Genomic DNA, 24,562 nt, shown 5'->3' with positions numbered 1-24,562 from the left:
TCATGGGGAATTACCTCCTTGAGGCGCTTGCGGCGTCAGGCCACCAGGCACCGGGCGCGTCGGCTCCGGTGCGCTGATGCGCTGGGGCGTGCCCTCGTAGCAGTCGAGCACCAGGCCGAACGGGTTGCGTGCTGGATCGACGTCCACCCGTGCGACCTTCACGGGGTAGCGCACCAGGGCGCGCTTGACCTGCTCGGCGCCGTAGTACTCGTCGGCGCTGATGTCCAGCGTCACCACCCAGTCGCGGTCGGAGATCACACGCACGCGCGCCGTGGGGTTGTCGCCATAACTGCGGCCGGGGATTTCGTAGATGCCGCGCACCCGCTGGCGCAGTTCGCCCGTGCTGCGGCGATAGTCGTAGTCCGCCTTGAGGAATGCCTGGCAGGACGGGGTGAGGTACGGCGAGAGCGTATGGAGGTTGCGCTGGTAGTCCTCTTCGCCATTTGTGGGCCAGCGATTGAGTGTCTGGAACACGTAGAACGTGAACGCATAGACCGATTCAGGCGGTACTTCCCACCACTTGCGGGTACTGCCGGAGCGCAGGTCAGGCGGAACGTGGATGGTCAGATCACGCGGTGCGCTCCACCATCCTCCGCCCATGACCAGGGCGACGATGACCAGCGCGCCAGCACCCAGGCGAAGCGTCTTGATGTGCGCCTGCAGGTGGGTGATCTCGTTCTTGAAACGGCTCATCGTGCGTCCCCGTGCGTGCCCCTGCGGGTAGTCCAGAAGCCAGAGCGCGAGATCAACACATGGCCGCCCACCCAGCCGGCCATCAGCGGATGGCGCGTGGCGATGCGCCACTGCAACTGCCGGTACAGCCAGGTGTCGGGACGCCCACGCTTGAGGCGGCGCAGGATGCCGCCGCCGATGAACACGCCCAGGGCCACGCCCAGGACAACAAAGGTCGGCGCGATGGCAATCGTGCGGAACACCCAGGACAGCGGCACGCCGACCACCAGGCCGGCAGCGCCGGACAGGCCGCAGCAAATCCACAACTCGTCGGCGGTGAGGCCGCGCACGACCACCGGGTGCCTGTTGAGCCGGTGTGGAAGGAACGTGACCGTCCCATCGGCACGGACATGCTGTTGCTCGGACATGGCCCGTCCTCGCTTACAGGATGCCGGTGGCTTCGGTGAGCAGCCAGATGCCGATCACGAGCAGGACAGCGCCGATGGCGACCGTGAGGCCGAACTGGCCCCAGGTCTTGCGGCCGGTGTGGATTTCCGCGTAGGTGCCGTAGGCGTGGTAGCACACGCCAATAAACATCGACGCCACCACCAAGAGGGCCACGAGCATGATGATGTCGTAGCCGTAGTTCCTGATCGTGTCCATGATGCCGCTGCCGGCGCCGCGGGTCGGGTTTTCCAATTGCGGCAGACCTTGCGCGAACGACAGCGCGGGCAGCGCAACGGTACCCAGCGCCACAGCGGCGCGTTGGGCAAAACGAGTAGAGAGGATGCGGTTTTGCATGGTCAAACCCTTCAGGTCAGGAGAGGAGGAAGAAGGTCAGCACGAGGTACATCGCGATGAAGCGGATGCAGACGCCGAGGAACTGGCGTTGGTTGAGGCGGTTCTCGGCCCACCCCACGTAGGCCGTTCGGATGGCCCAGACGCCCCAGACGAGCAGAACCGCGAACACGACGCCGACCAGGACGGTCGCCATCGCGGCCGGCGCGATGCCGCTGTTGGCTTGAAATGCCGAGACTTGGGCACCGTTCATGGTCTGCCCTGCGCAGTCGTCGGCAGCGATGGCGGGGCGGCCCGCTCGGTGCGGTACTCGCCAGCCAGTTCGAAAAGGTCGCGCGGCTGGGCGCGCGACGGTGTGAGATAGGCCTGGATGCCGGCGCGCACGCGCGCCAGGTCAGCCAGCAGTTGCGGGTAATCGAAGTGATAGCGCTCGCCCGGCTGGATGGGAACCTGTGCAGCGCCGCCCGCGACGGTGCGCTCCAGCGCATCGAGCTGGCGCAGCGCAGCGACCAGCTCCTGGCGCTGTGCCGGGGATTCGGCCAACGCCATCGAAGACTGCCCCAGCAGCAGGGCAGTCACGAGAAAAGTGGGCACGCCGCGATACGCGGCGCGCAGCCAGATCGGAGCCAACATCGCGCCATTCCTGTGTGATCAGCAATGGCTTGATCGTGGCGATCAGAGGCGTATCAGGCCGCAAACAATAAGAACCTGCGGATGACCGGATTGATGGCCTAGAGATACTTCTTGAAGCTCCCTGCAGTCAGGCTCACGGCCAGCCCCAGCAAGCCGGCGCTGGGCAGCAGGATCAGCAGCGGATGCACCGAGATCGGTAGCGCCAGGTACGTCACCCAAGGCAGCACGGCCAGCGGCATCAGACTGGCTTTCGCTCGGTGGTAGATGAAGCCGGATTCGCGGCCCGCGCCGAACCGGCGAACGTCACGCCTCACCAAGCCGTCGATCAAACCAACAAACGCTGCTGTGAAGATCAGCGGCAGCGTGAGCGCCAGGACCAGCAGGCGCACGAGGAAAGTAAGCGTCGTGAAGGCTGCGGCGATCAAGTAACTCTCCGTCCAGACATAGACCTGACTGATGAAGTAGCGGAAGTTCCGCGCTTGCCCCTGGCTGGGCGCACGGGCGCGCTCGGCGGTCTGGCTCATGCGCTCCAGCAGCCCCGATCGCACGAACACCCATTCGTAGCCAGTGTCCACCAACTCATGCGCCGTGCGCCCCGGCTCCTGCACGACTACGCTGCGCGTGAAGTGGTTGGACAGGTGCCCCAGCTCGTACTGCAACATTTGCTGAGAGTGCTGCCAGCCTTGATCCTTCCAGAACAGGTGCATGCCGATGCACTCCATCAGGATAGAGAACAGCAGCGAGCCGACCAGCACCCCGAGCAGCCGGAACGGCAAGGTAATGGTGCCGACGATCAGGCCCTGGCGACGGTTCTGCTCACGCTGCGCAGTCGAGGCGGCGTCGCTCATGGCGCGGCCTCTTCGCTGGCCGTGTCGCCCGTGTCGGTGATGGGTGTGGCGATGGCCGCCTCATCGAGCAGGTCGTTCGGCAAGGCCGCGTCCTGCAAGACCGGGGAGCTGGTGAACTCCCACCACTGCGTGGCCTCGCTGTAGCTCTGGCGCATGTGTCCGGCCAGTTGCTGCAAGTCCGCCGGCATCACTTCATCCGGGTCTGGCGCGGGCAACGGCATGCGAACCTTCCAAAGCTGGCCACCCTGCAGCAGCGCGAAGCACTGGCCTTTGGGCAGGCCGACGACGTGCGATGGCTCGATCATCGGCACGCTGGACATGCTGATGCGATCCTGGGTGTTTGACGTAAAGTCTGTCGCTCCACGAATGTCGGAGCTGTCGGTCGCGCCGCTGACGATGGTGGTCGTATAGACCTCGACCTTCGGCAATTGCCGGGTCAGCAATTCAGCGGTAGCCGTCTCGCGCACGCGCAGCATGAACAGGTTGTTGAAGTTGCCGATCACCTGACCGGCCTTCGCGCGGTTGCCGATGCGGGCCTCGATGTCCGAGAGGGTCTGCGTGTACGCGGTGACTTGCAGTCCAGCGCCGCCGCCCTTGTTGATCAGCGGGACGAACTCGTCGCCCATCAACTCGTTGAACTCATCGGCATGGACGTTGATCGGCACGCGCGTACCAGCCGATGCGCCCGGCAGGCCGTCGTCGATCCCGTGCTTGTAGATGTGGCCGGCGACCGAAACCAAGTCGGAGAACATGGAATTGCCGACCGCCGCAGCGACCTCGGCATCGGACAGCGCATCGAGGCCGACATAGACCACGGCGCGCTTTCGGATCACCTGCATCCAATCGAAGATCGGGCGTGGGTCGGCCAGGTCGGAGTAGTTCGGAGCCAGAAGCTGGGCGATCTTGCCGCTGGTGAGCTTCTCCAGCAGCGGCAGCAGCGATGCGACGATCTTGTCGAAGTAGGTCTTGTCGTAGCGCACTGCCGAGCGCAGGCCGTCGAGCACCGGGTCGTAGTTGCGCGCCTGCGAGAGGTACTGCTCCAGCGCCACCACGCGCTTTTCGCGCCCGATCATGTTGCGCGGGATGTTCTTCTCGTTGAGCTTGGCCTCAATCTGGACGATCACCTCCCATGCCTTGGGCTCGGTCTTGGCGAAGTAGTGCTGGGCATATTCGATGAACAGCGCGTCAATGTTGATCACATGGCGCTGGATCAGCATGTAGTCCGGGCGCTGCCCCAGTTCCACCAGGGCGCGGGCGATGATGTTGACGAAGCGCCACGCAAACTCGCGAAATGCCGCGCTGTTGCCTTCGCCGGAGAGTTGTCCTGCAACACGGGTGGCCACCTCGCTGATGCGCCCAAAGCGGCCCACGGCGTTGTAGCGCGCGGAAATGTCCGGCCAGCCCAAATGGAAGACATAGAACTCGCCATCGCGGCCCGCACGCTTGGCCTCGACGTACACCCGTTTCAAAAGATCGGCGTCGCCCTTGGGGTCGATGACGATGACGACCTCGTGCTCGCCGTCGGCGTTCTTGCGCCGGATGTCCTGGGTCACGAACAACTCGGCCAACCGCGTCTTGCCCACGCGCGTGGTGCCCAGCACCAGCGAATGCCCGACGCGCTCACCCAGCGGCAGGCTGACGTCCACCTCATCGGGTTCGATGCCGTGCAGGCGCGGCAGGCCGCCCACAGGCGGCAGCGGGCGCACCGGGTTGAAAGGCACATCCCAGCCCGTGAGCGCAGGCAGCCGGGACAGCGGGAACGGCGCGAACTCCAGCCGTTCCTCCAGCCTGCGCGCCAGCCGGTAAGCCGGCGTTGGTTCGACGTAGCGGCGAAATTCCGGTCGGTACGTCTGCATCAGCCTATGGGTGTGTTTCTGCTCCCACAGAAACCCCCGCCCGACGAACAGACGCTGCTGGCTGACCGGCACGTCCTTGCTGGTCATCACGTAGCGCGGCAAGCGGCGAATGTTACGCCGGTAGCGCAGGATGACGCGGGCATCGCGGTAGCGAATGGCACCGTAGGCGCAGAACGCCAGCGCACTGCCGACGCCCATTGCGGGGCTCAGCGCGAGCGACCACGGGGCCACCAGGGACAGAAACGCGGCGCCTGCACACGCCGCGACGGTATAGAACTCCACCGCTGGGCGCAGCAAAACCTCGACCGGCTGTTTCCCCGACATGGCTTCATTGCTCGATGCCGGTGGCTGTGATCAGCACCGGGTAATGCCGCAGACCCAGGCGCTCGGCCAGGTCGTCGCCGGCCACAGGCGCAAGGGGCATGCCGGGCACCAGGGTGCGCAGCCGTGCCAGGCCCTGCACGGTCTCGACGTTAACCACCAGACCCACCGCGCCGCGCTCGCGCAGCGATGTTGCCTGGCTGCGCAGCCAGGCGTGGGACGCCGCGTCGTCGCCGACGACCACGAAAGGCCGCAGGCCCGGTGCCTCGATCACCCGCCGCGCGACGGTGCCAGGCGTGAGCTTGGCACTGCGCACCGGCAACATCGCGGCCTCGTCCATGGGCGTGGCGGGCACCGGGAGCATCGGGATGGGCGGTCGGGCCGGGGCATCGGCGCGCGGCTGAAGGTTCAGAGCCTCGTAGTACGGCAGCGCCGACGTGCCGCCACGGTCTTCGACCACAATCAGCGGCTCTCCGGCACGCGAGGCCAGCGGCAGAGCCGCCAGCAGCACGAGCAGGCACTTCAGTGTGAGGTTGGCCAGAGGGAACTTCGTCATGGGGATGTCTCCAGGTGCGCGGCGAGGGCCGCAGCGATTGGGCGCGTGCCCTGCACACGGGCAAGGTGGCGCGACACGCTGCGCCGATAGCGGGCGGCAGGCTCTCCGCCCGCAGGACGGTGGTAGCGACCGATTGCCAGTAACCAGTCCTCGCCAGTGGTGTGCTGCTCCTTCAGGATTTCAGCGGCGATGGCGAGGTTGCTGTATGGGTCGAGCAGGTCGCACGGGCTGGCGTAGCGCTGCTGGTGGTAGCCGAGGTTGATCTGACCCAGGCCCGCGTCGATGCGCGTGTGCGACGTGGAGCGCATCGCCTGCTGCAAACCGGCGCAGGCGTCGGCACGGGTGGCGAAGCGGTGAGACTGACCGGCGACGTTGAGCGACCACGGCCACGGGACGATGCGTCCATTGCGTCGGATGCCGCTCTCTTGCAAGGCCACGGCGTAGAGCACCGACGAGGGGATGCCCGCGCGCTGTGCGGCAAGCTGGTAAGCCGGTGGCGGAAGCTCCTGGGCATGGGCGGCGCAGGCGCACAGGCCCGCCGCGATCACCAGTGCGCGCAAGCACTGCGAAACGGAGGTGGCCGCTACGGCTGGCGCTGCCATTGACCGTTCACCTCGCGCACGACCGCAGGAAGGTCTCCGGGCAAGCTCAGCGACAGCCACCGCCCGCCATCATGGTTGAGCGTGATGCCACCGCTGCGCACGCGCGCCGGATCGACGTTCGCGCGCTTGGCCCAGTCGCGGATACGTGTGTCGTCCTGGCGGCTGCCGACCATGTACAGGTCGAACTCGGTACCAGAGGATTGCAGGCGCTGCACGATTTGCCCGCAGGCCGCGCAGCCGTCCTTGATGAACACTGCCGTGCGGCCTGAACCGCGCAAGGGATTGGCGCTTGTGCCGGTGTCGGACTTGTCGTCAGGCAGGTTCACCCGCTGCATGCCGGGATTCAGGCGCTGCCAGGCCTCGTCGTAGGCACGCTGGTAGGCGAGCAGCTTCTCGACACGGCGTGCCTCGATCTGCACCTGCAGCTCTGCGTAGCGGAGCCGTTCCTCGTCGGTGCGCGCCTCGATGCCCAGGGCGGACAGCGGGTCCAGGTTGGGCGAGTAGATGCCCAGCGGCCCGTCCATCAGTTCGCGATAGCGCGCCCACTCTTGCGGTTGCAGGCCCCAGTTGCTTGCCACACGGTCGTTCAAGGCGCGAGTGACCAGCGGACGCTCCTGGCTCTGGGTATTGCCGGCGGGAGCCGTGTCCGGCTGCTGCGCCCAGGTGGGCAACTGGGCAGACGCGAGCAGAAGCGCGGAAAGGATGATAGCGGGCTTCATGTCGTGTCCTCAGCTCAAGGGATCGCCACGCGACGGGTCTGGTCGCCGGCCTGAAACACGGCGGAGTTGCCCTCGACCGCCTGAAAGCGCCATGGGCCGAGCGAATCGCCGGGCAGCAGCACCTCAAGCTGGTTGGGCGTGTAGTACCCGGCGCTCGGCGCAACGGACAGGCTGCGTTGACCAGCGCGAAGCTCGGCACCGACGATGCGAAATGGCAGTGGCGGCGGTTCTGGTTTGGCGGTGGGCCTGCTCGGTGAGCGCGGCTGAGCGGGTGCTGCGGCGCGCGCAACGGTCTGGCGCGTCTTGATTTGCTCGACCTCGGTGCGCAGCGCCTGAAGGTCTTCGGCAGCGGCATAGCCACTCAGCGTTTTCTCGACCTGAGCAGCGCGCGCTTCCAGGAGTTCGCGGGTGTCTTTGAGGTCAGCCGCCGTTGCGACGGCTGGACGCTGCTGGATGGCCCCAATGGCCTCGGCCAGGCTCGCCGCCTGCGCTTCGAGACGTTGCAGGCGGGAATCAAGCCGCTTCTGGTCGGCCTGCTCGTTCACCGCCTGGTAGCCGAGAGCGACGAAAACGCTAAGACTGATCAGCCAGAGCCACATCAGGCTTTGCAACACCACGGCGGTGATCGGGCGGCGGGGAGACTGCGCGGCATTCATGGCTGGCCCCCCGAAACCGAAGGCATCAGCGGAAACGTCTGCACCGCCTCGGCAGCAGACGGCTCGTGTGCGTGCTCGGCGGTCGCACTGCCTCCAGGCTGCTCAAAGCAAATCTGTCGTGCCCGTTCATCCGCATGCAGTTCCCAGGCCGGACCAGCCAGGGTGAGCAGCGCATCGCGCAAGGTCATGGGGCCAAGATGCAGGTGCGCCGCCGGCAGCGGGAGCGCATACAACTCGGTCACGGCGCGAGGCGTCTCGCAAAGCTGGTAGCCGCTGCGTTTGAGCACATGCCGCAGGCCATCGCCCACCGTGGTGCGGGTGTCCTCGGGCATGGACACGTCGATGGTCTGCAACAGCAAGTCACGCTGCGCCGCCGTGGGTGCCAGCTCGACCAGCGTGTAGCGGCCATAGCGCACGACGGGAATGAACTCGGGTGCCTCGGGTTCGAGAGCGGAGGAGACGCCTTCTATGGCGTCTGGCACCAGCGGCGCGGTGGTGGTCGCGCAGCCGCTGGCCAGCGCTGCGGCCAGGAGACCAGCGCCGACCAGACGTCGGGATACATAGGTTGCGGGCATGGCATCGGCTCTTCTGTTGCGATGCCGATACCTTGGCGGCACGGTGCCGTGCGGTCAGCCAGGAATGCGAACTGGGTGGTGCCCGGTTTCAGGGGCGACCCGGATGCCTACTGCGTATCGTCCAGGCGGTACAGACGCACCCGTTGTTGCGCACAACCAGTAGCTCATGGATCAATAGGCGGATTTGCAGTTAAGCCGCAATATGGGACGAAAAACGGTGTACTTCGCGAATCAATTGCAGGGTGGCTGCCGTAGCACGCCAAAGAAAAAACGCAGCCCCGCCCACGAAGAACGCGAGTGGGGCTGCAAGTTGTGAACAATAGAAAGCCGGCGGCGCTAGGCCGGCGATGGCGTGGAAATCAGGCGGTGACCAATTGCCGGGCCAGTGCGACCTCGACGGAATCACCGTCCTGATTCAGAACATCCAGCCCCGATTCGGGCACGTCGCCCGAGGTGGACTGCGAGACCATGATCTTCTTGGCCATCAGTTCCAGGCAGGTCATCTGCGAGGAACCGGCATAGCCGAGGTAGATCACGCGCACGGGCTGTTTCTGCCCGATGCGCCAGGAGCGGCGTGCTGCCTGTTGGAGCGAGTACACGTTGTAGCCACTTTGCATGAACACAATCGTCGGGAACTCCAACAAATCCAGTCCCGTCTTGACCAGCTCGGGATTGGTGACGAGCACGTCGATGCCACGGTCCAGTTGCTCGGCGATCCAGTCTTCTCGGCGGCTGGCATCCACGCTTGCGCGCAGTACCGCCACCTTGAAGCCCTCCTGCTCCAGCAGCCCCTTCAGGCGCGACGTGGTGTCGCGCGTGCCGGTATAGACCGTGTAGGCCAGAACCTTGCGGCCCTGTTCCTTCTCCGCTTTGCAGATATCGATCAGCTCACGCTCCTTGGGGCTGATCTCGAACTCATTGAACTGAGCCGGGACAAACGCCAAGGTGTTGCGCGTGCGCGGATGCACCACGGTCTCCGACCGGAAGCAGCAATCCGGCCAGGCCAGCAGCACGTTGAGCACCACCCCCAGCAAGGTCGTATCGCGTCGCGCCAGAGCCTGTTTCAGCTCTGCGGTCAGCCGACTCGCCAAATCGCGGTAGGCCGCAGCTTGCGCCACGTCCATCTGGACTTCACGAAACTCCTCGTCATACGGCGGCAGGACGTTGCCACCGATGTCCTTGAGCTTGAGAAAGATCGTGAACGGCAGGATGCAGCGCAAGACGCCTTTCGGGCCGAAGCCGGGAGCCTTGACCGTGCGCACCGATACCTTGGTGCCCTTGGCCGTCTTGTGCGCCGTGCCGGCGCTCTCGGAGTAGATGTCCTTGAGGACGCCGTGATCGCGCATGAACGCCATCGCAGCCGAGGTCATGCTGCCGCTCGTGGTCGGGCGGTAGCCGTCTTCGATCATCCGTCCTGGCAGTGCCCGGAACAGCAGGTAGAACAGATCATCGCCGTAGCCGCCCATTAGCGTGCCGGTCAGCAGCAAGGTCTTGCGAGCCTTCGCCGCCAGCACGCCCATGGCCTGGCCCTGGGCACTGCCACCGTTCTTGTACTCGTGCGCCTCGTCGGCGATGAGCAGGTCGAACGTGCCTTGCGGCAGGTAGCGTTTGATGAACTCGGACGGTTGGTAGCCGCCCTCGCCAAAGCCAAACTCCATGTTGGCCATCGCACGTTCCATGCGCGTGGCCTGACGGTCGGAAAACACCAGCTCGCCGTTGCCATCCATGAGGTTGATGAACTCATGGATGTTGTCACCCAGCATCGAGGCCAGGAAGCCGTCACCGAACTTCTGCATCAACTTCTGCGCGGTGACTTCCCCGATGGTCGGGATGCGCTTCAAGGCTTTGAGGACGACCGAGGACTGGTCGCTGCCGGACAGGCTGCGCGGGCGGATCAGCGTCCACAGGGGCGCGGCGCAGTGGCTGCACTTCCTGCGGGACTCCTCGGCTTCGAGCCCGATCGGGTTGACCGGCTCGCCGTCGAGGTCGGTGATGAGTGTGCCGCAGTCCGGGCAGGCCGCCACGTCGCCGTGGCGGGTGCGCCGCTGGTTGAAGACCGGCTTCCAGTGGAACCCCATCCGCATCCTGACGCGCCCCAGGATGAAAAACTCCTGGCCCGTGGGCTGCACCCCCAACTGCTCGCGCAGCTTGATGAGCTTGACCAGCGTGTCCGGGCCATTGAGCACCCAGACCTTGGCGCCGGCCACCGTCTCCTGGATCTCGCGCCGCCACTTGTAGACCAAGTGGGGAGGCGAAAGCACCAGGGTGCGGCGGTAGCCTTCGGCGTTGAGCACGGCGGCCGTGGCGATGCCGACGGTCGTCTTGCCGCAGCCCATTTCACCGTTGACGATCGCAGCGCGTTCGCCTTGATCGACCAGCAGCTCGGCGGCGGCATGGACAACTTCGACCTGGGCTGGGAACAGCTTGCGCTTGAGGCTGGCAACGACGAGTTGTCGCTGTGCCTGTGGTTGGCCGGTATAGACCGGTGGGTTGGCACGGTTGAGAGAATCGAGCAGTTCGTCGCCGAACTCGCCGACGAAATCCTGAAGGCTCAGGGTGAGAGGGTTGGATTCCGCTTCGAGCAGTTCGCCCTGTACGGACGCTGCATCGTTGGCGGTGGTGTCGAGATCGAGGGACATGGTGATGCTCCAAAGAAAGAATGAGGCATGCACCACCCCAGCGGGGCGATGACATGCCCCGTGATGGGAAGAGAGACGGCGAACCGTCGGTGGTTGGACAGTGCAGGCGCTCGTGGCCTGCGGTGACAACTCAGGGTCAGTACTCGGACGGCAGCACGATGCGGGTCGCGCTGCGATCTGCTTCGGTGAAGATGCGGATGCTCAGGTCACGGGTGACGACGTAAAACGAGTCGAGGCGTTCGCCAGACTCCAACGCAGCGTTGTTCTGCTGCCATTGGTAGTCCGCGACGTCGCCCCAGTCGCCACGCATGTGGCGTTCGAAAAACGGCATGGGATCGAGCCGGCCTTCGTTCATCAGGCGTTCGACGCCTTCGCTGAACTCCAGTGCACCGATCTCGAACAGCCGTTTGCGGCGGTGCTTGTCATGTTGGTTGGAGGTCATGTGGCTTCCTTCGGAGTGAAGGGGCTACAGCACCCTTGCGGGGTGTCGGTGGCCCCGCGTTGGAGAAGATCAGTACTCGCTGGGCAACAGCAACGTGGTGACGCTGCGATCCCATTCGGTGATGATCCAGAGCTTCAGGCCGGGTGTGACCTGGTAGGAAGAGAACAGGCGATCCTCACCGGACTTCAGCGCGGCATCGTTCTGCCGCCTGTCGCTGTCGTCGAGGTCGCCCCAATCGCCGCCGAGGTGGCGGCGCAGATAGGGCGTCGGGTTGAGCCGGCCCTGTTGGACCAGGTCATCGACGCCGATGGTCATAACCACCTGGCCTGGCGAGAAGCGCAGGCTCGGTGTCTGGCTGATGGAAAGTGCTTGGGCTGCCATGGAAGGCTCCTGGAGATGGAGGGGCCACGGCACCCCATCGGGGCGACTGGACCCCGGTGGGTGGAAAAAATCGACGGCGAACCGTCGGCGGTGGAGAAGCGATCAGCGAATGGTCAACACCTCGCCCCGCGTGGCGGAACCCGGCGTCATGTCCCAAGCGCGGATGACAGGAACGAACTTGTCGGTGAGGATGCGCGTCTCGGCGATCGAGCCGTCGTCGCGTTCGGTGAATTCCCGCTGGAGCGTCTTGTCCTTGTGGGTGTCACCTTTGACGACGAGCACGCGCCCCGTCTTGGATTGCACGACTCCCGAGATCGCGCCCGCAGCCAGAGCCAGGGCGAGATGCCAGTGGGACAAGGCCCGCGCCGGTGGACGCAGCGTCTGCTGCGCGGCCCCCAAAGGGGTATCTCGCGACGGCCAGAGGCCTTGCAGCCTGCCAACCTCATCGGCGAACTGCTCCGGCTCCATCGTCACGCGGAAGAAATGCCCCGGCTCCGCCGGGCTGGCGGGGACGATGTACGGCAGGAACGGCCATTCGCTCGGCAGTTCCTCGGCTTCGACTTCGCCAAGCCCAACCTGCAGCAGCAGATTGCGCACGGCCTTGACGCCATCGGGCGTCTGCTCGCGCTGGCGCACCCGGCGTCCGAAGATCACCACCTGCTTGAACTGCGTTTCCACCGCTCGGTAGATCCGCAGGTCTGTGTAGTGGCGCGTCAGCCAGCCGACCAGCTCCGCGTCGAGCACGTAGCCGGGGACAATGAAGACCAGCACGCCGCCGTACTGCAGCAGGGGCAGCGTGCGCTGGTAGAACAGCTTTTCGAGGCGGGCACGGCCCTGACCCTGATAGCCAATGTTGCCGTTGACGTCCTTGGACAGGTCGCCATACGGCGGATTGAGCCAGAGCAGCCCAAAGGACTGTTTGGAGATCATCGTATCCATCAGGTCCGCGTGCAGGCAGTGATCGACCAGGATGCGGGCATGGCGCGCCCGCTCTGCGTCGAACTCGACGGCGAACGCCCTGGCCTGCTCGCGCCCGAGGGCATGAGCCGCTTCGGCGATTGCCACGCCTTCGCCGGCACAGGGGTCGAGGATGCACATCGGCCCATTGGATTCAGGCGCACTGGGCATCAGTGCATTGAGGGCTCTTTCGAGCGTCGGTTCGTCGGTCGGGAAGTACCCGTTCTTCACAAAGTTGCGGGCGAGCCGCGGGAACATGAGCGCCATGGAAGTCTCCTGGTTGGCGGGATGAATGGCGCAGGCGGGCCTTGGCGTGCCTGCGCAGGTGGTTCAAGCCGCTGCCGTTTCCGGCGTCCAAATCTTGGCCGGGTATGGGTAGGCGGTGAGCACGTCACTGCGGATCAGCGAGCCGAGCGCCTGGGTCAGCGCCGGCACGTCGATGGCGAGCTGATGGCCCACCAAAGGCCCGAGGGCGAATGGCAGGCGGGTCAGCATCTCGTGGCTTTGCAGCAGTTCCAGCACGGTTTCGCGCCAGTGGTCGAGCAATGGCAGTGGGCAGGTGTCCTGCACCAATGTCCACAGGCGGTCAAGCCGGTGGTCGCTATCGCGGGGCAGCAATGCCAGTGCGCTGGCGTTGGCTTTGTCGGGCTTGACGCAGCGCCGATCGAACAGCCACACGTTGGACAGCGAACCGAACAGCGTTCGCCGGTAGGCGCGGGTCATGCGCTTTTCCAGGCGATCGACGTTGCCGACGAACACCGGGACGCTGCCGCCCTGGTCGGTGATGACGTGGAACTGCTCCAGCCCCTGTTCGTCGCGCCCGAGGGTCAGGCGAGCCAGGAACTGCTGGGCGGCGGTGTCTCGCGCCCAGATCGACAGAAAGATCAGGTTGCCCTGGTCATCGCCGACGCAAGCGTCGGCCATCACGTCCGGGCATTCGTCGATGCGGTACAGCGTGGTGGAAGAAGTGTTTGCGGGCATGGTGGTGTCCTCGGATGAACGGGAACAGCACCGCCCGCAGGGGGCAAGTGCTGCCCTTGGGGTGGAAGGAAAAACGCCCTGGTTCAGACCGTCAGCGTCGCATCTGGAGCGGTGGTCGCCTTGGATGTGCGCCGCCGTGCGTGGTAGGCGCGAACGCCTGCACGCCATTCGGCGGACTGCTCCGGTGCGAGGTCCAGATAGGACAGCGGGCACGAGTAGTAGTACGGGTGCATGGATTCGTCCAGCGGCTTGTAGCCCCACTGGCCGCCGCTGCGTTCCAGAAGATCGCAGCGGATGGTGCACAGGGATTGGCCCGGTGTGAGATCACGGTGTACGCCTTCGGCCTTGGCTGTGACTTGCGCAACGGACCAGAGGACGTTGCCATGCAGCGCGTGGGCGATGACCTTGACGCTGGCGCGCTCGGTCTCTTGCGGTGCGATCAGCTCCGCGATCAGTTCAGACCGCGATTGGGGTGAGAAATACCAGCCCATGAGAGGCCTCCTGGAAAAATTGAGCCAGAAGCCTCCCCGGTGGGGAAGACCCCCGGCGGGTGGATGAACACGGCAGATGCGGTGCCCAGTACTACGCAGGTTGCAGTTCGGCCTGGCGGCTCCACTCCTGCGTCTTGAAGTCCAGCGCGTAGCCCAGTTCGCCAAGGCGGGCGATCTGCGTGCGCAGGGTGCGGCGGTCGATGGTCGAATCCAGTTTCACGGACTCGCCCAGCGGCCAAAGCAAGCTGAACAGCGCGACGTCGCCATCTTCGGTACTGCCGGGAGCAGTTGCCGCAGCGGGCGTCGGCGCATCCACGCCGAAGGGCGTGGTATCGACCAGCGGGTCCGTGGATGCCTGCACGGGTGCGGGCTTGGCGGGCTTGGAGGTTTTGGTGGGCTTGGCCGGTGTTGCCGGCGTTACTGCAGGCTGTGCGCCCAACTCTTCATCAACTGGATCGAGGTCCTGGGTGGCGAAGCTGCGTGCCTCGTCACGGCTCAGTTTGTCGATGTCGTAGAGCGTCATTCCGTCCAGGCTGGCACGGATCTCGAAGCGCATGCCGCCACCGACCGGGTAGGACTTCGGGAAGATGTACCTGATGATGAACTCCCCGTCGTACTTGCCTTCGGGGTATTGCTCCAGCTCCGGGTCCTTGACCTCGAACGTACCGAGGTGCGTGGCGAGGCGTCCGACCGTGAAGGGGCCGTTCTTGCCGCGGATGGTACGCAGCGTGAGCTGGCCGGGGACGACGATGGGCGAAACCGATCTCTCGGATGCCGATGTGGCTGCCATGATGGTTCTCCTTAGCGATTGGGAAAACGACAAGGCCCGCGAGGGCCTTGCCGATCAGAACGAAGCAGCCAATGCCGGCTCCTGCTCCTCGACTTCACCTTCGGGCTCGCGCTCGGCGGGCTCGGCAGGCTGATCGGCAGCGGTGTCGGCGTCCTCGGCTTCGGGCGCGGGAGCGTCCTGGGCCGGCGGCGTATCGGCTTGCGCGGGGCTCGTCGGATAGACCTTGGTGCCGTCGATCTTGATCAGGCCAATGTGGATCAGTGTCGATTCCAGGCTTGCGGCCGGTTCTCCGGCACGCTCACCCTTGGTGCGGATGTACGGATCGATCTTCATGTCGTTGAGACGGAAGGCGATCAGCACCTTGCAGTCCCCTTCGATGGCCTGCACGCACCGGCGAACCAGATGCTCGGCTTCAGGGGTGGTGACGATGGTGTCGAAGTACCGATACTCCGGTTCATCGACAGGCCCGGCCAGAGCGGCGACGGTGCAAGAGAGGAACGGGTCGCCATCTTTGGGCGTGACGTCCTTCGGACGGCTGAGGTAGCCGATGCCGCGGGTGACCAGCTCGTGCTGCCTGATCGAAGCCAGTTCGGCCCGGTCAAGCGGCTCGGCCTTGAGCAGTCGCGCCTTGAGGGACGCGGCGGCTTGGCCTTTCTGCTCACCCTTGTCGCGGATGTACGCATCGCCCCACAGGTCGCCGAGGCGAAAGCGCACCAGTGGGCGCTGCTTGGGATCGTCAACGCCGATGTAGCGCTCGACCAGCTTCTTGGCCTCGGCACCCGAGACCTTGACGTCGAAATAGCGATAGCTGGGGTCCTTTGCGGAACCGACCAACGCGGCGATGGTGCATGCCAGGAAAGGCTGCGCACGGCGGCCGCCCCGAACAGGCACTTCACGGACACGCTGGATGTAACCGATGCCCGAGGTGTGGAGGTCGAAATACGATTTCTCGTTGGACGTGGTGCTCATGGTGAATCTCCATAGGGATGAAGCGGAGACACACCGGCCCCACGCTGCGGGGAAAGGTGCGTAACCCCGCGATGGGTTGATAAGGCGAAAGCATCCACCACCAGAGACTGGTGGCCGCTCGCGGATGGATGCGGTGCGAGCTGGCTCGGTCACGCAGTGGGAACTGCGCCGCAACCTCGAAGACCGATGGTTGCCTGGCATGTCGCTGACAACGTCAGCAGGCATGGGCTCAGCATGGCCGGGCCTCGCGCGCGAGACAGCCATCAATCGGCATTCGGGCGATTCCCTTTGATGAAATCTCACACGGCAGAAAAAAGGCCCTCCTTCCGAATGGAGGGAGAGCCTGTGGGGGGCATGTCGCCTGGTTCTTTTCGTGGTGTTACGCCGGTACAGCGCGGCGCCGTCGGGACGTCTCCGCGCCGATCACGCTCACATCGATCAGACGCCAGCGCCCGTCGTCGATGAGCCGCTCCAGCACTTCGCCGAGCATGTCGAAATACACCTCGTCGTGCCGAACGACCAACTCGCCGTCGCGGCACAGCTCCACCGCATAGGTATCGCTGCCGCGCTGGTAGAGGATCGTCACCCGACCGTCGAACTTCGCGGTCGAAACCGTGAAACTGATCGCCGGAGGCGTTTCGATGATCTTGGCCGGCTTCGGATCGACCCAGGTGAAGTCGTGGGCGCCCGCATCGACCAGCATGTGGGTGATGCGCCGGAACCCGTCGGGCGCCGACATTTCCTCCAACTGCTCGATGAGCTGACCCAGTTCCATACACTGCGGCTCGGGAATGGGCAGCTTGGCCGGCGCGGAGCCGAGGATGTGTGTCTTGACGGTGTAGGGAGTGCCGTCGGACATCATCTCGGTGCGCTCTTCTGGCGTGTCCGCACGCAGACCGTCGAAACGACGACGGGCATAGGGTTGGACATGCACCTTGGTGCCCTCGCTGGGAATGCTGGTCACCAGGTTGGGATCGAGTACCGCGAACTCGCTGGGCTTGAGCTTGACGACGATGGCGTCCTCGCTGGCTGCGACCACCTTGCCGTCGAAGGGCTGGGGATCGATGACAAAGCCCAGTGTCGAGGACTGTGGCTGATCATCGAACACGCGGTACTTGAACGACCGCACGTTGCGGGGCACATGGCCTGCGACCAGCGAAGGCATCAGGGTCTTGATAAGAGAGCGATCCATGTGAATCTCCTTGAGGAAGAACAAGGGATTCCCCGCCCGCAAGGGAGAGGTCCCTTGTGGGTGAATGGGCGCGATGCGTCCGTAGGAAGAAACAACCAGCACGGTTTCCCGCGCTTGCAGCCTTGAAGGTCTTGACTGCCTGGGCATGTGTCGGCAACGCCGACGAACATGGGGCAAGGATGGCCCTTGAGTGAGCCGCCTGCGCTCAGGAAACCGCACCGCGCCGCACCCGCTTTCCTGCGTCGCGACAAGAAAAGGCCCCTCGAAAGGGGCTGGGTGGTCAGGCTTGGTACACGAAGTAGTGTTCGCGCTGGCGTGGAAAGAACACGTGCTTCCACGTGTCACCGCCGGTGTTACCACCGTCGAAGACAACCATTTCGTAGGCATCAATGTCGGTGTCTGCCAGATCGGCGCTGGCTAGATGGCGCATGTGCAGCATGCCGCTCAAGCGCTCGAATACCAGGATCTGGCCGATGGCGTCGTCCTGGCTCATGGCGTTGACGCAGGCTCCAAGCTGATGCTCGAAGTCGCGTGCGGGCGAGATGAGGTCGGGGAACATAAAGTGCTCCTATGAAATAGGACCAGCCTGGCTCCCAGAAAGGAGACAGGCTGGCATGGAGGGCAAAGAGGAAGGTGGGCGCGTGGTGTGTTTGCTAGGACTCGGCCAGCGGCAGGCCCAGCAACACGGGCGCGTCAGCGTCGAGGATGAGGATGCGCACATCGGCCTGGCCAGCCAGTTCCAGGATGTTCGCCAGGTCGTCGGGCATGCCCTTGCTGCGGTGCTCCTGCCGAAGCTGCTCGGCGCTGATGCCATCGGCGTACTCCAGGTTCTTGTCCGTCCAGGGCGTGGAGATCAGCTTGACGCCGATCGCCGGGCTGTACGGAACCCGAAAGGCGATGAACAAAAAGGCCTCCGGCGTGGCAAGGTCCGCCAGATTGGCGAGGTACTGGCCGGTTTCCGGGCTGATGTGTGCGCTGCTGATCTCCCAGCATCGGCTGTAGTAGCCGGTCTCGAAACTCAGGCGCCGCACAACTTCCCGCGCGGCCTCGACCGAATAGCTGTCACCAACGTGGATCAGGCGACCGTCGAAGTCCTCGCCATGAATGGCATAGACCACGGCACCGATCACGCCTTCGCCGTTAACACCTTCATCGGCATCGCATTCGGCCAGTACCTCGGCACTCACAGGTTCAGAGCCGTTCGTGACCACCGCGAAATCGCTGATGACGATGCAGGACGATGAAATCAGTTCCTGGTCGGACAGGTGTTGCTGGCTCGGGTGGATATTTCGCCAGACAGGCGGGCTTCCGTCCTCGTAGCTGATGGACAGCGTGCGGACGATTTTCAAATTCCAGTAGCCGCGAACAAAGGGATTGGGATTCTGAGACATGGGGACGCTCCAGATTGAATAATGGAGCCAATTCCCGCCACCGGGAATTGGACCCGGTGGGTTGAAAGGGGAAAATGCGTCAGGCAGAGGTGATCGTTGGCTTTGATTCAGCCGCCTTACGCTGGGCAACGGAAAGGAAATCGAGGGACATGACCGTGTAGGTGCATGTCCCTCGTGGGGAACGAAAAGACGGGGGTGTGCCAGAAACGGGCTCACCAGCCGCTGTAGTTCAGCATCAAGTCGGCAATGACCTGGCGGCGTTCCAGGTCGAGACCGTCGAAATCCGACAGCCCGTGGAAATGGCAGCGTTTGAGCATGGCACCGCCCTCGTGCGCGTTGTAGAAGCTGACCATGGCGGACAGAAACATGCGTTGCCCGCTGCTCAGGACACCGAGGGCATCGTTGAGCCGCAGCATGTTGGGACGCAGATCCCACTTGCTTTTGGCCTGGTTCAGGCCGTCACGGGTGCCGTCGCCGAACCATTCGGGGCCAGCGATCTCGGCACCACGCTTCCAGGCCTCGAAGAAGGCTTGGGGCGCGGCAGCGAAATGCTGCTCTTCCCGCATGATCTGATCGACGACTTCCTGCGGCAGCAGTTGATTCATGGCGTGATTCCTCCAGTTGGATCAGGGAATGGCGAGCTGGGACCAGCCGCCTCTTTCGAGGGCACGTTGAGCCGCCGCATGGCTGCGGAAGTACTCGTGCGATTCCCGCGAAACGGGACCTTCGGTATCGCGCGTGCCGATGTAGTGGCCGGCGGCGCTTTGCAGGACTTCGAGCGGCAGGAACTTGCCGCAATAGGTCAAGGCCAACTGGCTGAAAGAGGCTTTGTGGGACATGGGTAGGTTCCTTGGAAAAGCGAGGCCTTGTCCCTCACGGGATGGCAGCTCCCGCACGCGGTGGATAAAAAGCATCGGCGTCACGGGGACGCGCGTCCGCAGACTTGATGCGATACGGACTGGCGGGTTACGCGGGAAGAACCCGCGGCAGCCTGGAACCCATGGCTGCTGGCATGTGCTGACGAATCAGCGAACATGCGGGCAGCTTCATGCGGGGGCCGCGCTGCGTCAGTTGCAAAACGGCATTCGGCCCAGCCCGGATTGATCGGCGCAGAGACAGAAAACCCGCATCGAGTGCGGGTTGTCAGGGTGGTGTGCGGGTGCGTTGGCTCACTCGGGCGCGTCGCCCAGGACATGCTGCTTCCACAGGGCGAATGCCTCGTCCTGTCCCAGTTCGGCCAGGACCACAATGGGCTGCTCCTGCCGCGCACGCAGCGAAGCGAAATACGCCTTACGGTCGGCGATGGCCTTGAGGTTGATGCCATCGATAAACAGCAGCTTGCCGCCCTTGATGAACAGCACCTTGTTGCCAAGGTCGCGCTCGAATGCGGCTCGTACTTTCTCCGGTTGTTGCATGCGTCGGTTTCCTGTTGCTGTGGCCGGCCATTGGCTCGGAACGTTGATCGACGAGATAAAGGAGCCGAAGGCTCGCTGACCTTCGGCTCGGGAGGAAATAACCACCCGTGGGCTGTTGCAGGCCCGGTCGTCGCTAGAACCGTCTGCTCATCAGCAATCACACCCGGCCCATGTCGTGGCTGGGGCCGGCATCGTCTGGCGCACATCCGCGCACAAAGGGAGCCCGTTTTTGCGCCGGTGGGCGCCGGCACCGAATACCGCTGACCACAAAGGGTCTCCGGGTGGCTCGCGCTGCCTGGCAAGCCATCGGGGGACCCTTCGCAGTGGGCGGGAGAAACACAGACCAGCAGAACACGCGGGAGACGGTTCGCGGAAAAGATACCTTCAGGTCCCGCAGCCGGGGACGGCTGGACGGGACGCGCACACGGACAAGAAGGCGTTGCGCGCTGGGCGACCCGCAGGGGCGTGCGGGACACGGGCCACGCCTTTGAAACAGGGTGCGGCCCACGGGAAACGGAGTCGGTCAGGCGCCTTTGCGGCCGCTGCTACGCGAGCGCGAAGCGCCACGCTTGGGCGTACCGGATTCGACCGGCAGCGTGCCTTTGCAGTCTGGGTAGCGACTGCACGACCAGAATGGGCCGCTCTTGCCGGTGCGCTGGCGCGTCGCTGCGCCGCACTGCGGGCATGCTGGCCCATGGGAAAGCTTGATGGACAGGGACACGCAGCCGTACTGCGCGATCAACTGAGAAATCCAGGCGGCCTGCTTGCTGAGGAATACGTCCAGGGTGAGCTGTCCGGCCTCGATCATGTCGAGCGCCTGCTCCCACACTGCCGTCGTGCCAGGGTCTGCAATCGCCGCAGGCACGGCGTCGATCAGCGTGAACGCCGCATCCGATGCGCGAATGGAGCGTCCCTTCTTCACGATGTAGCCACGGGCGATCAGCACGCTGATGATGTTGGCTCGCGTCGCCTCGGTGCCGATACCCGTCGTGTCTTTGAGCTTCTGCTTCAGGCGCGGGTCGGTCACGAAGCGCGCAATGCCCTTCATTGATTTGACCAATTCACCCTGGGTGTAGGGCTTGGCCGGCATCGTCTTGAGCGCCTTGATCTCGACCTCGGCCACCTGGCACGCCAAGCCCTCACGCAGTGGGGGCAGCACCTGGCTGCGCGCCGTGTCGTCGCCGTCCTCATCCGCTTGCGGTTCGGCCAGCACCAGACGCCAACCCTTGACGACCACCTGTTTACCAGTGGCCACCAGCGTCTGTTGGCCGCAGGAAAACTCAGCCACGGTACGGTCGAACTCGTGGTGCGGGAGGAACTGCGCCAGGTAATGCGCCCGGATCAGCCGGTACACCGCCAGTTCCTTCTCGCTCAGAGCAGAGAGGTTCGCGGGTTCGAGCGTCGGAATGATGCCGTGGTGCGCCGTGACCTTGCCGTCGTTCCATGCACGTGAGCGCTGGGAGCGGTCGAGCTGCCCCATGATCGGGCGCAGCGACGGGTCGGTATTGAGCAGGCTGTCCAGGACGATGGGCACCTCGGCGAACATGCTTTCGGGCAGGTAGCCGGAGTCCGAGCGCGGGTAGGTTGTGGCCTTGTGCGTCTCGTACAGGGCCTGGGCGATCTGCAATGTCTCCTGCACGTCCAGCCCGACCTGCCTGGAACAGACCTCCTGCAAGGTGCTCAGATCGAACAGTAGGGGCGGGCCTTCACGCACGCGCTCGGTCCCGACCGACACCACCTGGGCGCTGCCCGCAGCGCGAATCTGCTGCGCCGCCTGCTGGGCGACCGGCTGTTGCAGACAGCGACCGGCGTCGTCGGTGCAATCATCGGGCGCAACCCACTGCGCGGCGAAAGCCTGACCCTCTGCGGACAGAGACACGTCGATGGCCCAGAACGGCACCGACTTGAAAGCCGCGATTTCGCGGTCGCGATCCACGACCAGCTTGAGGGTCGGGGTCTGGACACGTCCGACCGACAGCACGCCGTCGTAGCCCGCCTGCCGCCCGAGCAGCGTGAACAGACGGCTGAGGTTCATGCCGACGAGCCAGTCTGCCCGCGAACGCGCCAGCGCCGAGTAATACATCGGCAGCGTATCGGACGACGGTCGCAGCTTGCCGAGCGCGGTGCGGATCGACGCATCGTTGAGCGCCGATAGCCACAAGCGCTCGATGGGGCCACGGTAGCCGCACAGGTCGATGATCTCGCGGGCGATCAGCTCGCCCTCGCGGTCGGCATCGGTGGCGATGACGAGATGGGTCGCCTTCGCCAGAAGCGCCTTGACGACCTTGAATTGCGTGGCGGTCTTGGGTTTGACCTCGACCCGCCACTGCTGGGGAATGATGGGCAACTGCTCCAGCGACCAGCGCTTGAGCGCCGCGTCATAGACCTCGGGTGCTGCCGCTTCTACGAGATGGCCGATGCACCAGGTAATCGTGACGCCGGAGCCGTTGAGGCAGCCTTCACCGCGCTGCGTCGCGCCGAGAATCCGGCCAATATCCTTGCCCTGGGAGGGCTTCTCGCACAAGAACAGGCGCATGTCCGTCCATCCGATTTCCGTGGTTCATTGAGTTGCTGGAATCGAGGATGCCGGGCACAGCCAGGGGCGGCAGCAAACAAGTCGCAAGCGGTGGCGACCACTTTCACAGGATGGAATGGCTGGGGCGGAGATAGCGTGCAGCCGGGGTGTGCGAGCCGGGAGCCGCGATTTTCGGGAGCGCGTGGAAGCCGGTGGACGTAGATGGAGCTATCCCCTGGGGATAGCTCACGGGTGCATGGAGCTGCGAACAGTGGCCGGCCCATGCCGGGTCACTTCCTACGCCGCGGCTCTTTTGGCACAGCCGGTTCCTGGGCGGCCTGGGGCTTTGCCTCCGCATCCTGCGGCTTCGGACTGAGGGTCACGGACTCGATGCGAAACGGCAGGATGCCGACGCTGCGCGCGTTGATCTGCCAGGTCTCGCGCGGCTGATCTTCGTTGTCCGTCCAGGGCTCGCGCTCCATGCGGCCAACAACCAGGACGCGCATGCCTTTCTGGTAGAGGTTTTTCCAGTGCGCGGTGTCGCGGTGCCAGATTTCCACGGGCGCCCAGAAGCCACCGCGATCCTCGAAGTCGCCGCCTTTGGTGGGGACGGGGTTGTCGAAATACACGTTCAGCCGCAGCAAGCGCCGCGGCTCGTCGTTGCCGTTGGGGAACTCCCGGTACTCGGGCGGGGAGCCAATGTTGCCTTCGCCCCAAAAATGCGTGCTCATGTTGCAATCTCCATGGTGGTTGAAATACCCGTGCTGCGTCGGTGCCGGGCGCTTGCTGGAATGATTGACGCAATCACCGATCGCGCATCGCAGCGGGAATGGATGCGATCCGGCGCAGGTAGGCGTCTTCCGCCTTGGCGGCCTTGCTGGCGCACTCCTGGGCCTGCCTGCCCAGGGTGTGCAACAGGCTGATCTGCATGTTCAGCGTGATGCGCTGAAGCTCGATCGCGTGCAGCTCGGCCAGCAGGTTGACCGGCGTGCCGGTGCTCGCCATCAATTCCTGCCACAGGGCTACGCCCATGGCTGAGCGGTCGTGCTTGCGCCAGCGCAAAAACGCTGTGCCTGCGCCAGTGGTCTGCTGGGCCAGGTCGACGGGCAGCAGGTGGAAGGGATGCCCGACTACCTGTTGCAGCACCTGCCGCTGCGCCAAGCCAATCAGCTCGTCGCGCATGGCGAAGCACTGGCTGGCCCAGGCCTCAAGATCCCCCTTACCCTTAAAAGGCTTTAAAAGGCCTTTTAGAGAGGCAGCGTGTTCCAGCTTCATGAAGGCTGCCTGTTGCAGGCCCTGGAAGTAGCGGGGTTCGCGGTTCGGATCGCTCATGCCTGCTCGCCCTCGACCTCGCCGGCGCTGATTTCGGGTGCTGCGTCAGTGGCGGGCTCGTCGGTGGCGGCCTCGTCGTTGGGGGCAGGCGCTGCAGCAGGACTCTCGACACGCTGTTGCAGGCCACGGCGCACGATGGGCGGCGCGAACTTCGAGCGGAGCGTGCCTTCCAGCACGTCCTGCGGCAGTTCGCCGAATTTCTCCAACGCCGCCCGTGCTGCGGCGTTCTTTGACACGAAGTCGTCGCGCGTACAGCCCGAATAGCGGTATTGCTGGGCCAGCGAGAACAGGCTGCGCAGTGCATGGGCGCCCTCGTTGAGCCAGCGCTCCAAGGTGCTGCGGTCGATGAGCGCCGTGTGGTGGGCGAGGATCAGTTTGCGGGCGATGTCGTCGTAGTCGGCCAGCAGATAGACGGCGGCAAAGCCGAGCTGCGCATTGACGAACAGCGGCAACTTGACGGGCTGCACGTTGAGGTTCTCGCCCAGGCTGAGTGCCGGCGGCACGCTCGCCAGCGCCTGATCCACCTGCTCACGCAGCGATTGCAGCGTAGTCTTGGTCTGGTCGAGCTTGACTTCGATGCGCAGCATCCACCAGTCCGAGTACGGGTCGTCCTGCTCCGAACCGCGCCGCATCTTGTTCATTTGGGCGATGTAGCCGTTCAGGCCGACGATGCCCGGTCGCCCCTCGGCGGCGGCACGGCCATGCCAGATGCGCGAAGCGTGGTGCGTGTGAAGTGTCAGCGACATCGCGCTGCGCAGGGAGCCGAGATTCAGTTGCAGAGGTTCATTGGTTGCCATGGTGTCCGCTCGTTGTGGGAAAAGGAGCGGTCAG

The 24,562-nt window shown here is 64.6% G+C and carries 29 protein-coding genes and 1 pseudogene; all 30 read right to left on the bottom strand.

All coding sequences use genetic code 11. The features are described 5' to 3' along the window. The 30 genes and pseudogenes from SSKA14_RS06795 to SSKA14_RS06650 all read right to left on the bottom strand — a co-directional run bounded on the left by SSKA14_RS06795 (position 1) and on the right by SSKA14_RS06650 (position 24,528). The gene (locus tag SSKA14_RS06795; RefSeq protein ID WP_008267835.1) at positions 1-693 is read right to left on the bottom strand and encodes a PFL_4703 family integrating conjugative element protein; all 693 of its coding nucleotides are present in this window, start codon (positions 691-693) and stop codon (positions 1-3) included. Then, positions 690-1,100, bottom strand: a complete 411-nt coding sequence (locus SSKA14_RS06790) for a TIGR03750 family conjugal transfer protein (protein WP_033940520.1) — start codon at positions 1,098-1,100, stop codon at positions 690-692. Before SSKA14_RS06790 ends, SSKA14_RS06795 begins: the two co-directional genes overlap by 4 nt. 13 nt (positions 1,101-1,113) lie before the next feature. Then, on the bottom strand, positions 1,114-1,473 hold the full coding sequence (locus SSKA14_RS06785) for a TIGR03745 family integrating conjugative element membrane protein (protein ID WP_022579862.1): 360 nt from the start codon (positions 1,471-1,473) through the stop codon (positions 1,114-1,116). Between the two features lie 16 nt (positions 1,474-1,489). After that, the gene (locus SSKA14_RS06780; RefSeq protein ID WP_008266807.1) at positions 1,490-1,723 is read right to left on the bottom strand and encodes a TIGR03758 family integrating conjugative element protein; all 234 of its coding nucleotides are present in this window, start codon (positions 1,721-1,723) and stop codon (positions 1,490-1,492) included. After that, a complete protein-coding gene (locus SSKA14_RS06775) occupies positions 1,720-2,103 on the bottom strand; it encodes an RAQPRD family integrative conjugative element protein (protein WP_008266900.1) in 384 nt (127 codons plus the stop codon). The genes SSKA14_RS06780 and SSKA14_RS06775 overlap by 4 nt, the downstream gene beginning before the upstream one ends. A gap of 98 nt (positions 2,104-2,201) precedes the next feature. Continuing rightward, positions 2,202-2,951: a TIGR03747 family integrating conjugative element membrane protein gene (locus tag SSKA14_RS06770; RefSeq protein WP_008267465.1), complete on the bottom strand. Its 750-nt coding sequence runs from the start codon at positions 2,949-2,951 to the stop codon at positions 2,202-2,204. After that, the gene (traD, locus tag SSKA14_RS06765) at positions 2,948-5,131 is read right to left on the bottom strand and encodes a type IV conjugative transfer system coupling protein TraD (RefSeq protein WP_033940518.1); all 2,184 of its coding nucleotides are present in this window, start codon (positions 5,129-5,131) and stop codon (positions 2,948-2,950) included. Before traD ends, SSKA14_RS06770 begins: the two co-directional genes overlap by 4 nt. 4 nt (positions 5,132-5,135) lie before the next feature. Beyond that, complete coding sequence (locus tag SSKA14_RS06760; protein WP_008266518.1) at positions 5,136-5,684, bottom strand: integrating conjugative element protein; 549 nt, start codon at positions 5,682-5,684, stop codon at positions 5,136-5,138. Further along, positions 5,681-6,286, bottom strand: a complete 606-nt coding sequence (locus SSKA14_RS06755; protein WP_014603601.1) for a transglycosylase SLT domain-containing protein — start codon at positions 6,284-6,286, stop codon at positions 5,681-5,683. The genes SSKA14_RS06760 and SSKA14_RS06755 overlap by 4 nt, the downstream gene beginning before the upstream one ends. Continuing rightward, entirely contained in the window at positions 6,268-7,005 is a 738-nt protein-coding gene (locus SSKA14_RS06750) for a TIGR03759 family integrating conjugative element protein (RefSeq protein WP_014603602.1), read from the bottom strand. Before SSKA14_RS06750 ends, SSKA14_RS06755 begins: the two co-directional genes overlap by 19 nt. A gap of 14 nt (positions 7,006-7,019) precedes the next feature. Then, positions 7,020-7,661: a hypothetical protein gene (locus tag SSKA14_RS06745; RefSeq protein ID WP_033940516.1), complete on the bottom strand. Its 642-nt coding sequence runs from the start codon at positions 7,659-7,661 to the stop codon at positions 7,020-7,022. After that, complete coding sequence (locus SSKA14_RS06740; RefSeq protein ID WP_014603604.1) at positions 7,658-8,236, bottom strand: PilL N-terminal domain-containing protein; 579 nt, start codon at positions 8,234-8,236, stop codon at positions 7,658-7,660. Before SSKA14_RS06740 ends, SSKA14_RS06745 begins: the two co-directional genes overlap by 4 nt. A 359-nt stretch (positions 8,237-8,595) precedes the next feature. Beyond that, a complete protein-coding gene (locus tag SSKA14_RS06735; protein WP_014603605.1) occupies positions 8,596-10,875 on the bottom strand; it encodes a helicase-related protein in 2,280 nt (759 codons plus the stop codon). 136 nt (positions 10,876-11,011) lie between these two features. Beyond that, positions 11,012-11,317 (bottom strand): hypothetical protein, encoded by a 306-nt coding sequence (locus SSKA14_RS06730; RefSeq protein ID WP_008266046.1) that lies wholly within the window; start codon positions 11,315-11,317, stop codon positions 11,012-11,014. A gap of 69 nt (positions 11,318-11,386) precedes the next feature. Continuing rightward, entirely contained in the window at positions 11,387-11,698 is a 312-nt protein-coding gene (locus SSKA14_RS06725) for a hypothetical protein (protein WP_008265015.1), read from the bottom strand. Between the two features lie 102 nt (positions 11,699-11,800). Further along, a complete protein-coding gene (locus SSKA14_RS06720) occupies positions 11,801-12,922 on the bottom strand; it encodes a DUF6094 domain-containing protein (protein WP_033940515.1) in 1,122 nt (373 codons plus the stop codon). 63 nt (positions 12,923-12,985) lie between these two features. Next, positions 12,986-13,636 carry a hypothetical protein gene (locus tag SSKA14_RS06715; protein ID WP_008268678.1) on the bottom strand — a complete coding sequence of 217 codons (651 nt, stop codon included), beginning with the start codon at positions 13,634-13,636 and terminating at the stop codon, positions 12,986-12,988. A gap of 83 nt (positions 13,637-13,719) precedes the next feature. After that, entirely contained in the window at positions 13,720-14,127 is a 408-nt protein-coding gene (locus SSKA14_RS06710) for a hypothetical protein (protein WP_008265771.1), read from the bottom strand. Between the two features lie 91 nt (positions 14,128-14,218). After that, complete coding sequence (locus tag SSKA14_RS06705; protein WP_008268776.1) at positions 14,219-14,917, bottom strand: DUF3275 family protein; 699 nt, start codon at positions 14,915-14,917, stop codon at positions 14,219-14,221. A gap of 54 nt (positions 14,918-14,971) precedes the next feature. Then, positions 14,972-15,886: a DUF3577 domain-containing protein gene (locus tag SSKA14_RS06700; RefSeq protein ID WP_008268542.1), complete on the bottom strand. Its 915-nt coding sequence runs from the start codon at positions 15,884-15,886 to the stop codon at positions 14,972-14,974. Between the two features lie 379 nt (positions 15,887-16,265). After that, positions 16,266-17,078, bottom strand: a complete 813-nt coding sequence (locus SSKA14_RS06695) for a GTPase (RefSeq protein ID WP_033940514.1) — start codon at positions 17,076-17,078, stop codon at positions 16,266-16,268. Between the two features lie 280 nt (positions 17,079-17,358). Continuing rightward, positions 17,359-17,637 (bottom strand): hypothetical protein, encoded by a 279-nt coding sequence (locus SSKA14_RS06690; protein ID WP_008267470.1) that lies wholly within the window; start codon positions 17,635-17,637, stop codon positions 17,359-17,361. Between the two features lie 94 nt (positions 17,638-17,731). Next, positions 17,732-18,469, bottom strand: coding sequence for a hypothetical protein (locus SSKA14_RS06685; protein WP_008264880.1), 738 nt, complete (start codon positions 18,467-18,469; stop codon positions 17,732-17,734). A gap of 212 nt (positions 18,470-18,681) precedes the next feature. Then, positions 18,682-19,074 carry a hypothetical protein gene (locus SSKA14_RS06680; RefSeq protein ID WP_008267955.1) on the bottom strand — a complete coding sequence of 131 codons (393 nt, stop codon included), beginning with the start codon at positions 19,072-19,074 and terminating at the stop codon, positions 18,682-18,684. 21 nt (positions 19,075-19,095) lie between these two features. Further along, a complete protein-coding gene (locus SSKA14_RS06675) occupies positions 19,096-19,308 on the bottom strand; it encodes a hypothetical protein (protein ID WP_014603608.1) in 213 nt (70 codons plus the stop codon). 330 nt (positions 19,309-19,638) lie between these two features. Further along, positions 19,639-19,954 (bottom strand): annotated as a pseudogene (locus tag SSKA14_RS06670) (hypothetical protein); the annotation flags it as partial. Between the two features lie 453 nt (positions 19,955-20,407). Continuing rightward, the gene (locus tag SSKA14_RS06665; RefSeq protein ID WP_008265951.1) at positions 20,408-22,420 is read right to left on the bottom strand and encodes a DNA topoisomerase III; all 2,013 of its coding nucleotides are present in this window, start codon (positions 22,418-22,420) and stop codon (positions 20,408-20,410) included. Positions 22,421-22,689: 269 nt separating this feature from the next. Beyond that, a complete protein-coding gene (locus SSKA14_RS06660; protein WP_008267200.1) occupies positions 22,690-23,130 on the bottom strand; it encodes a single-stranded DNA-binding protein in 441 nt (146 codons plus the stop codon). Between the two features lie 73 nt (positions 23,131-23,203). Next, positions 23,204-23,731, bottom strand: coding sequence for a DUF3158 family protein (locus SSKA14_RS06655; protein WP_008268255.1), 528 nt, complete (start codon positions 23,729-23,731; stop codon positions 23,204-23,206). Next, positions 23,728-24,528, bottom strand: coding sequence for a PFL_4669 family integrating conjugative element protein (locus SSKA14_RS06650; protein WP_008267528.1), 801 nt, complete (start codon positions 24,526-24,528; stop codon positions 23,728-23,730). The genes SSKA14_RS06655 and SSKA14_RS06650 overlap by 4 nt, the downstream gene beginning before the upstream one ends. Between the last annotated feature and the right edge of the window lie 34 nt (positions 24,529-24,562).

The organism is Stenotrophomonas sp. SKA14 (assembly GCF_000158575.1).
Classification (GTDB): Bacteria; Pseudomonadota; Gammaproteobacteria; order Xanthomonadales; family Xanthomonadaceae; genus Stenotrophomonas; species Stenotrophomonas forensis.
The sequence above is the reverse complement of the archived record's forward strand: the minus strand, read 5'-3'. Positions and strand labels throughout refer to the sequence as shown.